Source organism: Falsiroseomonas sp. RANM36 (genome assembly GCF_056682175.1).
Window position 1 is genome coordinate 1 of sequence record NZ_JBWXTD010000013.1, and the last position, 11,000, is coordinate 11,000.

The window sequence follows — 11,000 nt, forward strand, 5'->3', positions numbered from 1 at the left end:
CTGGGGGGGCTGGGGGGGGGGGCGGGCGGGGGGGGGGGGCGGGGGGGGCGGCGGGGGGGGGGCGCGCGGCCGCCCCCCCCAGGCCGGCAGCACCGGCCAGGAGGGTGCGGCGTGTGGCGTTGATCATGCGTCGGCTCCTTCTGCGTGGGTCGGCACCGGGCCATCGGCCAGGTAGGCGAGCAGGGCGCGCGCCAGCGCGATCACGTCCTGCACGGTGGTGAATTCGTCCGGGCCGTGGACGCGCGCTTCCGGTCGCGACAGCCCGCCGAGCAGGATTTCGCGAAGCCCGGCCTGCTGCACGAATCCCATGTCGGAACTGCTGGAAGCGCCGTAGCGGCGGAAGGCGTCGGGTGCCCAGCCGAAGCCCCATCCCAGCGCCGCCCGCCATCGCGGCCAGTAGCGGCCGGCCAGATCGGGATCGACCACCGGATCGAGCCTTCCGACGAGTTCCGTGGTCACCGACAGCGCGCGCGATCGCGCCGCGCCCAGCGCCACCGCTTCGGTGATCTCGTCGAGCGCATCGTCCATGCGTTCCTCCGGCATCACGCGCCGGTTCACCAGCACGCGGCAGAGGCCCGGCAGCGCGGAACCCTTCGCGCCGCCCTGGATCGCCGCGATGGTCAGCCGCGCCGTCAGCGCCTCCACGCCTGGCGGCGGCGGCAGTGCGGAGCGGCGCGACTGCACGCGCGCCTTGAGCGCCATCAGCGCCTCGAGCACCGGCAGCGCCTCCTCCACCGCGTTGACGCCGGCCGGGCCCGGGTCGCCGGAATGGGCGGCGCGGCCCTCGACATGGATCGCGACGTCCAGGCTGCCGAAGCAGCCGGCCCAGATGCGCGGGCGCGCACCGCCATTGAGGCAGATCAGATGGTCGCCCTCGATCAGCCGTTGCTCCGCGACATGGCGCACGCCGGGATACAGGCCGCCCTCCTCGTCGGTGCAGAACAACAGGATCGGGTCATGCGCCAGCGCGAGGCCTGCCTCCCGGGCGGCCGAGAGGGCGGCCAGCAGCGCGGCCATCGTGCCCTTCATGTCCGCGGTGCCGCGGCCATGCAGCCGGTCGCCGACGCGGGTCAGCGAGAAGGGGGGCAGTGTCCAGCCCTCGCCCACCGGCACCGTATCCGTGTGCATGTAGATGCCGCAGGCCGGGCGGCGGCGTGGCCGGGGCGTCGCGATCAGGTTCACGCGCGGGCCATGCGCCTCTGGCGTCCGCCACAGGGCTTCTGGAACCTCCACGCGGCGGAAGGCGAAGCCGAGCGGGCCGAACATCTCCTCCAGCACGTCCGCCAGCGCGCCGTAGCCGGCGCCGGGCGGGAAGCTGGTGTCCACCGCGACCAGCCGCGCAAGCGCCGCCAGCCAGGCTGCTTCGCCGGCGACGACCAGTTCGCTCGCATGCTGCAGGGCGGAGGGTACGCGAATTTGCGCGGCTCCAATTTCTTTGTAGAAATAGAGTGTGCCCACCGCCGCCCGCTCCTTGTCAAGGAAGACCATGCCAGCCGATGCCTTCGTGCCGCTGCATGAACGCCTGGCGCGCGACCTGTCCGAACGGATCCTGATGGGTGAGTGGCCGCCGGGCGCGGTGCTGCCGGGCGAGGTGGAACTCGCCGCGCAGTTCGGCGTCGCCGTCGGAACGGTCCGCCGCGCGCTGGCCACCCTGGTTATGCAGGGGCTGCTCGCGCGCCGCCCGCGCGTCGGCACCGTGGTGACCGGGCGCAGCCCGGAACACTCGCTGCGCTTCTTCTTCCAGTATTTCCGGCTGCACGGCGCCGATGGCACGCTGGCGCGCTCGCAGGCCGTCCCGCTCTCCGTCACCGAAGCCGCGGCAACCCGTGAGGATGCGCTGCGGCTTGGGCTGGCGCCGGGCGCGCAGCTGCTCGACCTGCGAAGGCTGCGGCTGGTGGACGGCCAGCCGGTGATGCTCGACCGCTTCCGCATCCCGGCGGCGCGGGTGCCAGGCTTTCCCCGCGAGGTGCCGGCGCTGCCCGAGCTGCTCTACCGGTATCTGCTGGACGTCCACGGCATTCGCGTCAGCGCCGTGCGCGAGGAGCTGCGTGCGGAGCTCGGCGCGGCCCATGAACTGGCGCTGCTGGGCCTGCCGGAGCCGTCCGCGCTGCTGGTGATCGAGGCCGTCGTGTTCGACCAGGCCGGCGCGCCCTGCCTCCTGGCGACACAGCGCGCACGGACGGACCGGCACCGCTACGTGAACGAGGTCAGCTGAACCTTACCGCCGAGGGCGATGCCGATCGCCGTGTCGCGGCCGCGATCATCCCGCGTGGATGCGGCGGGCGCCGGGGGGCACGGCGCCTATCCGCGCGATGGCATCAGCCTGCTGCCGCACATGCCACGCGACGTTCCTCCGCGGGAGCGCCTGCTGTTCTGACGCATGTTCGACCGCAACCAGACATCCGTGCGCAGCGGCCAGCGCAGGTATCTGGGCGTGTGCAATCTTGCAAGGCGGTGGGAGGTCGGCCCACGACGTTCCGCAGAGCGGGCGGCCGCTATCCGACGCGCGGCAGGTGCGCGCCTGCCGAGACGGGCAGATCCACGCCGGCGATGCAGCTGCCGGCGTCCGAGCACAGCAGGATCGCGGCGCCCACCATCTCTCGCGGCTGCGCGGCGCGGCCGATGGTCGGCATCGCGATCTCCTGGATGTGCTTCCACTCCGCCGCATCCTGGCGGCGCCAGCGGTTGCGCTCCGTCTCTACCAGGCCGGGTGCGAGGTTGTTGATCATGACGCCGTCGCGCGCGCAATGCGGCGCGAGGTTGGCGACGAGATTGGCCTGGGCGGATTTCAGCGCGGCATAGACCGCCAGCGTCTGCTCGGGCCGCACCTGGTTGATGCTGCCGATGGTCAGCACGCGGCCCCATTGCCGGTCCCGCATCGGCGGAATCGCGCGCTGCATCAGCGCGATGGTGGCGCTGAAGTTGATTCGCGTCTCGCGTTCGATCTGGTCGTAGCCGATCTCCTCAAATGGGACGCGATGCTGGATGGACGCGCAGACCACCAGGACATCCACCGCGCCGAGCGCGGCTTCGGCTGCATCCATGATCGCATGGGGCGCATGCGGGTCCATCAGGTCGCCTTCGATGGCGAAGGCCGGGACGCCATGGGCCGCGATCTCCTCCCGCGTGGTCTCGTGCGCGTCGGGCAGTCCGAAGGCCTCGTCGGCTGCCGCCGAATAGTGGATGGCGACCGCGGCACCGTGCGCGGCGAAGCCGAGCGCGATGGCGCGGCCGATGCTGACGCTGCCGCCGGTGATCAGGCAGCGCCGGCCGGCCATCGAGAACAGATCGCGCATCGTCAGATCTCCGCGAGGAAGGGCGGGCGTGCCGCGTAGGGTACGCGCACGGCGAGCAGGTCGCCCGCGAGCGGCTGCCCGGCCAGTTGCGCCGCGGTCAGGAAGCGACGCTGCGAGGTGACGAACAGCGTGCGCCCATCGGTGCCACCGAGCATCGGCATGGTCGGCCGCGTCACAGGCAACTCGATGATGCAGTCGAGGCTTCCATCCGGCAGGCGTCGTTCCACCCGGCCTCCCCCGACTAGCGCGATCCACACGCCACCGTCGGCGTCCACGCAGGCGCCATCGGGGTGCGCGCCGTCCGCACAGGTCAGGAAGGCGCGGCTCTCACCGAGCACGCCGGTCGCCGGATCGCAGGCGATCGCCTCGACGATGCCGCTTGGCGTATCGGCAAAGTAGAGGGTGCGGCCATCGGCGGCGACGTCGATGGCGTTGCTGATGCGCACGTGATCGCGCACCCGGCGCAGCCCCTGCGCGTCCAGGCAATAGAGGCTGCCGATCGGCGCTCCGCCGCCGGTCTTGTCCATGGTGCCGAACCACAGGCGCCCAACGGGATCGGGCTTGCCGTCGTTGATGCGCGTGCGCGCGTCATCGGCCTCGACGGCGACGAGCCGTTCTCCGAGGGCGCCGTCGAAGGCGTAGAGACCATCCTCCAGCCCGATCACCAAGCCACCGCGACGACGGCCGGCGACAAGGCCGGGCATGCTCGGCAGGTTGTGCGCCCGCGTCTCGCCAGAGGTCGGCCGGTAGGCGAGCAGGCGCTGTCCCTGCACGTCTATCCACCAGAGCGTGGCGGTGGCTGCATCCCAGTACGGTGCTTCGCCCGTCACGGCGTTGGCCTGATGCACCGGCTGCGCGGCATCGCGCGGAATGACCGTGCCCATGGCTCAGAGGAACCCGCCGTTGACCGGGATGACCGCGCCGCTGACATAGCCTGCGCGATCCGAGAGCAGCCACACGATCAACTCCGCCACGTCATCCCCGGTGCCGACGCGACCGAGCGGGATCTGCGGGCCGAGCCGCTCGTTGCGGCCGGTATTGTCGAAGTCGTCGTTGAAGTGGGTGTCGATCACGCCGGGCATGACGCCATTCACGCGGATGCCCTTTGGGCCGCACTCCTTGGCGAGGCCGAAGGTGAAGGTGCGGCGCGCGCCGTTCGTGGTGGCATAGTGGATGCGAGGGCCGATGCCGCCATGCTCTGCGGACATCGAGGAGACGTTGACGATGGCGCCGCCGGCCCCGCCATTCTTGATCGACATCCGCCGCACCGCCTCCCGCGCACAGATGAAATACGCTGCGACGTTGACGTCCCAAAGCCGGCGCATCGCCGTCGCGTCGAATGCTTCGATGTCGCTCTCGCCGCCGAGGAAGCCGGCATTGTTCACGAGGCCGCGCAGAGGCGCGAGTTCACGGTCGCAGCGGGCGAACATGGCGACGAGTTCCGCCTCGTTGCCGGCATCCGCCTTCGCCGCAATGGCGCGTCCTCCGGCTTCGGCGATGCGCAAGACGACCGCTTCCGCCTCCTCCGGATGGCTGTTGTAGCTGAGGCAGACCTGCCAGCCATCGCGCGCGGCCAGCATCGCCGTGGCGGCGCCGATGCCGCGGCTGCCGCCGGTGACCACCACGGATCCCGCCATCGTCGTGTCCTTTCCCTCGGGCGCTGTCGCGCCGGATGACTGTGTAGGCAGGATCGTGCACCAGCTCCGTCGGCGGACAGGCATCCATGCGCACGGTGGTGCGGGACGGCGCGAGCGCCGCCGCGATATCGGCGGGCCGCGTCGGCACGCCGAGCACCGCGTTCCATCACCTGATCAAGCCTGGCCGCCATGCCGTGAAGCTGGGCCTTCTTTTCGCTTGCGACGGTCGGTGTACGCGGTAACACTGAGCCACTGCAAGCTGGGAACGGCTTCAGGGGATGGAAACGACATGGCGCGCGTGGGGTTCGTCGGCCTCGGCATCATGGGCGGTCCGATGGCTGCTAACATCGCGGCGCGCGGCCATGCGCTTACCGTCTTCGACATCGATCCCGTCGCCATCGCACGGCTTGTCGCGAAGGGTGCGCGCGCCGCCGCTACGCCAGCCGAGGTCGCGCGCGGCAGCGAGGTGGTGATCACCATGCTGCCCGATGCGCCCGATGTCGAACGCGTCGCGCTTGGCGCGGACGGCATTTCCGCTGCGCTGCCACGCGGCGCGGTGATGGTGGACATGAGCACCAGCTCACCCGCCACCACGCGCAAGATCGGCGAAGTGCTGGCGGCGCGCGGCTGCGAGATGGTGGATTGCCCGGTCGGCAAGACCGCCGAACACGCGGTGAGCGGCACGTTGACCCTGATGGCGGGCGGCGACGCCGAGGTCATCGCGCGGGTGCGACCGATCCTGGACTGCATGGGCACCGATTTCTTTCATTGCGGCGGCCTTGGCAGTGGGCATGCCATGAAGGCGACCAACAATCTGCTTGCCACCACGCTCGTCGCGATCAATTCGGAAGTGCTCAGCGCGGGTCTGCGCGCCGGGCTGACGCTAGCGACGATGCTCAGCGTCATGCGCACGACGATGGCTTGGAACAACCAGCTTGCCATCGCCATGCCCGCACGTGGGCTGCACGGCGATTTCGAGCCCGGCTTCATGCTGCGGCTCGCACACAAGGATTGCCGCATTGCTGTCGAGATGATCGAGAGCATGGGGCTCCGCACGGATGTCGGTCGGGCCACGCTCAGCGTCTGCCAGCAGGGGCTGGACGCCGGGCTGGGCGGCAAGGATGTCGGCGCCCTGCTGAAGATGATTGAGGAGCGCGCCGGGGTCGAGGTGCGGCTGACCACGTGATGCGCATGCGGCCCGATGAGCGATGCCGCCTTGGTCGTACCAACGTCACGGTGACGCGTCTCGGCCTGGGCACAGCGCCGCTCGGCAACCTTATCGCCCCTGTGAGCGACCTTGCAGCACGCGAGACAGTTGGCGCGGCAGATGCGGTAGGAATCCGCTATTTCGACACGGCACCCTTCTATGGCCACGGCCTCTCGGAACACCGACTCGGCGCCGCGCTGCGGGAGTGCGTCTCGCACCCGGTGACGATCTCCACCAAGGTCGGCCGGCTTCTGCGGCCCGCGGCGGAGGCGACGACGGCCGGCACCTTCGTGGGCATCGCTCCGTTCGAGGTTGCCTTCGACTATTCCTATGACGGCACCATGCGATCGCTGGAGCACAGCCTGCATCGCCTCAGCCGCGCGCGGATCGACGTCGCGCTGATCCACGACGTCACACGCAAATGGCGCGGCGCGGAATACGAGGCCAGCTACCGCCAATCCATAGAGGGCGCCTTCAAGGCGCTGGCCGAACTGCGCGGCGCCGGTGTCATCGGGGCGATCGGTGTCGGCGTGAACGAGAACGACACGCTGCTGCGCTACGCCGCCGATGGCGACTTCGACTGCTTCATGCTGGCGGGCCGCTATACGCTGCTCGACACCAGCGCGCTGGCGGAGTTGCTGCCGGTGTGTTCGCGCAAGGGCATCTCGATCCTGCTCGCCGCACCCTACAGTTCCGGCATCCTCGCGACCGGCGACGTGCCCGGGGCGAAGTACTGGTATGCGGACGCGCCAACGGCAGTGCGCGAGCAGGTCCGTCGCATCAGCGCGGTCTGTGCGCGGCACGGCGTTTCCCTGCAGGCTGCGGCGACGCAGTTCCCGCTGGCGCACCCGGCCATCGCCTCCGTCGTCGTGGGCTGCCGTGCGGCGAGTGAAGTCGCGGCCGCGGTGACGGCGTGCGGCGAAGCCGTGCCAGCCGCGCTCTGGGCCGAACTGCAGGCCGCGGGACTGCTCGACAAGAATGCGCCGGTGCCATGAGGCGCCGCTGGACAGACCGTGGCGCGACCAGGCGGCGTGCTGGTCTGCTTGCGCCAGATGGCCGCCCTCGTGGTCATCGGGCGGCTGGCCGCGTTGCTCACGACCAACGCGCTGCTGCCGCCGCGCCCGTGGCGCGTGCCGCTGCCCCTGCGCGAAAGCGCGATCGACCGGGACCTGCCGTGATACGCGGCGACCCTGGTCGCCGTGGCCGTCGCGATGCCGCTCGGGCTGGCGATGGGTGCGTCAAGACTGCCCAAACGGCTGGTGGACCCCGTCGTCGCAGTCCTGCGCCCGATCTCCGGAACCGCATGCATTCCACATTCTGGGTCGCGTCATCGTGCCCGGCAGGGCCGAGCAAGAGCGCAAACGGAGAGGAAGCACATGGCCATGAACACAGCCATCACGCGGCGCCGGCTGGCAGGCGCCGCAAGCTTGGCCGCCGCAACATTGGCCGCGCCGCCCGTGCGGGCGCAGGCAAGCACCATCACCTTCCGCTTCAACGACCCGGAAGCGCCGCAGATGCGCGCGGCGCTGGATGAGTTCGAGCGCGCCAACCCGACGATCAAGGTGACGATGCAGCGTGTCTCCTGGGGCGACGCGCAGCAGCAGTATCTGCGGGAAGCGGCGGTCGGCACGGCGCCGGATGTGGCGCAGCTTGCCTTCGTGTGGCCGCGTGCCTTCGGTGCCGCCGGCGCGCTGCGGCCGCTCGATGACTACGTCCGGCGCGGCGTCGGCATCCGCGGCTGGGACGATTTCGTGGCGCGCGATCTGGCGGTGAGCGGCGATGGCAAGATCTACGGCGTGCCGTGGACCACCGACACCTTCGCCATGTACTACAACAAGGAACTGCTCTCGGCGGCCGGCGTCACCCAGTTCCCGACCGACTGGGAAGGCTTGCGAGCGGCCAGCCAGGCGGTGCAGCAGCGCACCGGCAAGACCGGCTTCGGCTTCTCCGGCGGCAGCTGCGGCACGCCCGGTATATGGTTCTACCTGAACTTCTACTGGTGGTCGAAAGGCCCTGGGTTGATCGACCGCGACGGCCCCACACGCTTCAAGATCGGCATGACGCCGGCCGAGATTCAGGAGGGCTTTGACTATTACAACCGCTACTTCACCGAAGGACACAATCCGCGATCGAATATCGCGGTCTGCCTGTGGGGGGCGCCGGAGATCGTGGAAGGGATGGTGAATGGCGAGATCGCCATCACCAGTCAGCCGGACCCGGTGGCGATCGAGATCAGCACCAAGTGGCGCCAACGCAACCCCGACAAGCCGTTGCCCTTCGCTTCGGCGCCCCACCCGGCCGGGCCGAACGGTTCGCGGACCTTCTTCGGCGGCCGCATGCTCGGCATCGCCGCGAACAGCCGCCGACCTGAGGAGGCGTGGAAGCTGATCGACTTCCTCATGAAGCCCGATCCTACCTTCAGCAAGCACTACACCAACTACACGCTGGCGCAGAACGCCGCGTTGACCGGGCGCGCCTGGGCCCCCGACATGATGGGATTCCCGGCGCAGCTGCGGACGGCGCGCAGCTGGGGGCCCTACGGCACCGGGCCGGTGGCGATCCCGTTCATGTGGAACGCGGTCGGACGATCCGTCGGGTCCGTGTTCATCGGCGAGAAGACTTCGGCGCAGGCCGCCCGCGAGTTGCACGATCTGGTGTCGCGTGAGCTTGCACGCAACCAGCGCTGAACCGGTGATCGCCGCGCCGGCTGCGGCACGTCCGCGCCGGCGTCTGCGCGATGACCGTTGGTTCCTGGCGCTCGCGCTCGGGCCGACCTTCGTCCTGCTGTTCGCGTTCTACGTCTACCCGACCGTGTTCAACGTCACGAACAGCCTGACCGACCTGTCGCTGTTCGGCCTGCGGCGCGGCGGCGACTGGATCGGGATCGAGAACTACGACGAGCTCTTGACCAGCGCCGATTTCCGCCGGGTGGTGCTCAATACGGTGGTCTGGCTGACGATCATCGGCGTCAGCGTACGCATCGTGCTGGCGCTGGCGCTCGCCTTCCTGCTGAACAGCCGGACGTTGCGGAAATGGAGGTTGACGACGATCAGCCGCGTGCTGCTGATCGTGCCGTGGGCGACGCCGCCGGTTGTGGCGATCCTGGTGTGGCGCTGGCTGCTCGACCCGCGTGTCGGCGCGATCAACGACGCGTTGATGTCGCTCGGCATCGTGGACCAGCCGATCGCATTCCTCGCCACCGCGTCCTGGGTGTGGCCGGCGGTGCTGACCATCATCACCTGGAACACTCTGCCGCTGGTGACGCTCACCTTCCTGGCCAGCCTGCAATCGCTGCCGCAGGAACTGGTGGAGGCGGCGGAGATCGACGGCGCCAATGGCTGGCGGACGATCCGCCATATCTACCTGCCGCACATGAAGCCAGCGATCGTGGTCATGGTTCTGATGTCCACCTTCTGGACGTTCAACAACTTCATCTATGTCTGGCTGGCGACCGGGGCCGGACCGGGAACGCTGACCAACGTCATGGCCACCGAGGTTTACATAAAGGGCTTCATCGACGGCCGCCTCGGCTACAGCTCGGCAGTCGGCGTGGTGATGGCGACGCTGATGACCATCATCGGGATCATCTACCTGCGCGTTGTCGCCGAACGAGAGCTGCGCGAGGACGACGAGAAATGAACGCTTTCGTGCTTGGCCGTCGCCTCGGCATGTCGTTGCTGGGCGAGGTGGTGCTTGTCGGCATCGCGCTCATCACCCTGTTCGTGCTGGTCTATCCGACCGCGTGGGTGATTGTCGCGTCGTTCAAGACCCCGGCGACGATGTTCGCCGCCTCGCGCTGGGAGTTCACCTTCGACAACTATATCTCCGTGATGCAGGCCGGTTTCGGGCGCAACATCCTGAACAGCCTGGTGCTGTGCATCGGCAGCGTGCTGATCTCGACGGTGATCGCGGTGAACGCTGCCTATGCCTTCTCGCGCGGACGATTCCGCTACCGGCGCGTGCTGTTCGGCTCAGTGTTGTTCGGCCAGACCTTTCCATGGATCGTGCTCGTGACGCCGGTGTTCATCCTGTTCGCGCGGATGGGCCTGCTGAACAATTGGTTGAGCATGATGTTCATCTATGTTGCGGTGTCGCTGCCGTTCTCGATCTACCTGCTCGTCGGGTATCTGCGCGCCGTGCCCAGGAGCCTCGACGAGGCGGCGCTGCTCGATGGCGCCTCGCAGTTCCAGATCGTGTGGAAGATCATCTTCCCGATCATGCTGCCCGGCATCGTGGCGACGGCGACCTACGCGTTCCTGCTGTGCTGGTCGGAGTATCTTTTCGCGGTGACGCTGCTGACACAGGACGAGATGAAGACGATGCCGCTCGCGCTCTACCTCTACTTCGGCGAGAACGTGACCGAGTGGGGCAACGTGATGGCGGCATCCGCGCTGACGACCATACCGACCTTGCTTCTGTTTCTGCCCCTGCAGACGCAGATGGTCTCGGGCCTCGCAGCCGGCTCGGTGAAGCAGTAGTCCGTTCCGCCAACCCCGCCGAGCCGCGAGCCAGGCGACGTCGCGGAGCTGGCCGGGCCGCGTGTCGAATACGGCGGCGATCGCCGATGCGGCGATCTCACGGTCCTGCTCGCCCGTGCCGGAGCCGATCCCGCCGACCATCTTCCCGTCCACCATGATCGGCAGCCCGCCCTTCAGGTTGGTCATCCGCCCACCGCTTGCGATGGCGAGCTTGATCTCCAGCTCGGCATGCATCGCGCCGCTCGGCTTGCCCAGTGACCCTGCCCCCTAATTGCCCTCGTTCATGAGCAGAGCCTGTTCTCCATTTGCCCCGATGCGGGGCGGGTTGCAAATGCGGCTGGGGTGAGCCCGTTCAGGCTCGTGTGCGGGCGGGCCGTGTTGT

Annotated in this window: 11 protein-coding genes and 1 pseudogene; 7 read left to right on the top strand and 5 right to left on the bottom strand. The window is 69.0% G+C overall.

The annotated features are described in order from the left end of the window. Positions 1-123: 123 nt before the first annotated feature. The gene (locus AC1MIR_RS27225; RefSeq protein WP_480031307.1) at positions 124-1,488 is read right to left on the bottom strand and encodes a M20 family metallopeptidase; all 1,365 of its coding nucleotides are present in this window, start codon (positions 1,486-1,488) and stop codon (positions 124-126) included. Between AC1MIR_RS27225 and AC1MIR_RS27230 the strand changes: the two genes are divergently transcribed. Next, positions 1,487-2,215 carry a GntR family transcriptional regulator gene (locus tag AC1MIR_RS27230; protein WP_480031308.1) on the top strand — a complete coding sequence of 243 codons (729 nt, stop codon included), beginning with the start codon at positions 1,487-1,489 and terminating at the stop codon, positions 2,213-2,215. The genes AC1MIR_RS27225 and AC1MIR_RS27230 overlap by 2 nt on opposite strands. 280 nt (positions 2,216-2,495) lie before the next feature. On the opposite strand, the gene AC1MIR_RS27235 is transcribed toward AC1MIR_RS27230, so the two are convergent. The 3 genes from AC1MIR_RS27235 to AC1MIR_RS27245 are packed head-to-tail and all read right to left on the bottom strand — an operon-like array spanning position 2,496 to position 4,933. After that, positions 2,496-3,296: an SDR family NAD(P)-dependent oxidoreductase gene (locus AC1MIR_RS27235; RefSeq protein ID WP_480031309.1), complete on the bottom strand. Its 801-nt coding sequence runs from the start codon at positions 3,294-3,296 to the stop codon at positions 2,496-2,498. Positions 3,297-3,298: 2 nt separating this feature from the next. Continuing rightward, complete coding sequence (locus AC1MIR_RS27240) at positions 3,299-4,180, bottom strand: SMP-30/gluconolactonase/LRE family protein (RefSeq protein WP_480031310.1); 882 nt, start codon at positions 4,178-4,180, stop codon at positions 3,299-3,301. 3 nt (positions 4,181-4,183) lie between these two features. Then, positions 4,184-4,933: an SDR family oxidoreductase gene (locus AC1MIR_RS27245; protein ID WP_480031311.1), complete on the bottom strand. Its 750-nt coding sequence runs from the start codon at positions 4,931-4,933 to the stop codon at positions 4,184-4,186. A 289-nt stretch (positions 4,934-5,222) separates the two neighbouring features. Between AC1MIR_RS27245 and AC1MIR_RS27250 the strand changes: the two genes are divergently transcribed. The 6 genes from AC1MIR_RS27250 (at position 5,223) to AC1MIR_RS27275 (ending at position 10,618) form a co-directional block, all read left to right on the top strand. Continuing rightward, positions 5,223-6,119 carry an NAD(P)-dependent oxidoreductase gene (locus AC1MIR_RS27250; protein ID WP_480031312.1) on the top strand — a complete coding sequence of 299 codons (897 nt, stop codon included), beginning with the start codon at positions 5,223-5,225 and terminating at the stop codon, positions 6,117-6,119. A 5-nt stretch (positions 6,120-6,124) separates the two neighbouring features. Next, positions 6,125-7,135 carry an aldo/keto reductase gene (locus AC1MIR_RS27255; RefSeq protein WP_480031313.1) on the top strand — a complete coding sequence of 337 codons (1,011 nt, stop codon included), beginning with the start codon at positions 6,125-6,127 and terminating at the stop codon, positions 7,133-7,135. Between the two features lie 18 nt (positions 7,136-7,153). After that, positions 7,154-7,318 carry a hypothetical protein gene (locus tag AC1MIR_RS27260; protein ID WP_480031314.1) on the top strand — a complete coding sequence of 55 codons (165 nt, stop codon included), beginning with the start codon at positions 7,154-7,156 and terminating at the stop codon, positions 7,316-7,318. A 249-nt stretch (positions 7,319-7,567) separates the two neighbouring features. After that, on the top strand, positions 7,568-8,827 hold the full coding sequence (locus tag AC1MIR_RS27265) for an ABC transporter substrate-binding protein (protein WP_480031315.1): 1,260 nt from the start codon (positions 7,568-7,570) through the stop codon (positions 8,825-8,827). Next, the gene (locus AC1MIR_RS27270; RefSeq protein WP_480031316.1) at positions 8,802-9,779 is read left to right on the top strand and encodes a carbohydrate ABC transporter permease; all 978 of its coding nucleotides are present in this window, start codon (positions 8,802-8,804) and stop codon (positions 9,777-9,779) included. The genes AC1MIR_RS27265 and AC1MIR_RS27270 overlap by 26 nt, the downstream gene beginning before the upstream one ends. Next, positions 9,776-10,618 carry a carbohydrate ABC transporter permease gene (locus tag AC1MIR_RS27275; RefSeq protein ID WP_480031317.1) on the top strand — a complete coding sequence of 281 codons (843 nt, stop codon included), beginning with the start codon at positions 9,776-9,778 and terminating at the stop codon, positions 10,616-10,618. Before AC1MIR_RS27270 ends, AC1MIR_RS27275 begins: the two co-directional genes overlap by 4 nt. Before the next feature lie 90 nt (positions 10,619-10,708). Here the strand turns inward: AC1MIR_RS27275 and AC1MIR_RS27280 are convergent. Beyond that, positions 10,709-10,873, bottom strand: a pseudogene (locus AC1MIR_RS27280) (heme-binding protein); the annotation flags it as partial. Positions 10,874-11,000 lie beyond the last annotated feature (127 nt).

Excerpts from the sequence above, each read along its gene's own strand:
- AC1MIR_RS27230 (WP_480031308.1), top strand. The coding sequence starts at position 1,487 with ATGCCAGCCGATGCCTTCGTGCCGCTGCATGAACGCCTGGCGCGCGAC.
- AC1MIR_RS27225 (WP_480031307.1), bottom strand. The coding sequence starts at position 1,488 with ATGGTCTTCCTTGACAAGGAGCGGGCGGCGGTGGGCACACTCTATTTC.
- AC1MIR_RS27235 (WP_480031309.1), bottom strand. The coding sequence starts at position 3,296 with ATGCGCGATCTGTTCTCGATGGCCGGCCGGCGCTGCCTGATCACCGGC.
- AC1MIR_RS27240 (WP_480031310.1), bottom strand. The coding sequence starts at position 4,180 with ATGGGCACGGTCATTCCGCGCGATGCCGCGCAGCCGGTGCATCAGGCC.
- AC1MIR_RS27245 (WP_480031311.1), bottom strand. The coding sequence starts at position 4,933 with ATGGCGGGATCCGTGGTGGTCACCGGCGGCAGCCGCGGCATCGGCGCC.
- AC1MIR_RS27250 (WP_480031312.1), top strand. The coding sequence starts at position 5,223 with ATGGCGCGCGTGGGGTTCGTCGGCCTCGGCATCATGGGCGGTCCGATG.
- AC1MIR_RS27255 (WP_480031313.1), top strand. The coding sequence starts at position 6,125 with ATGCGGCCCGATGAGCGATGCCGCCTTGGTCGTACCAACGTCACGGTG.
- AC1MIR_RS27275 (WP_480031317.1), top strand. The coding sequence starts at position 9,776 with ATGAACGCTTTCGTGCTTGGCCGTCGCCTCGGCATGTCGTTGCTGGGC.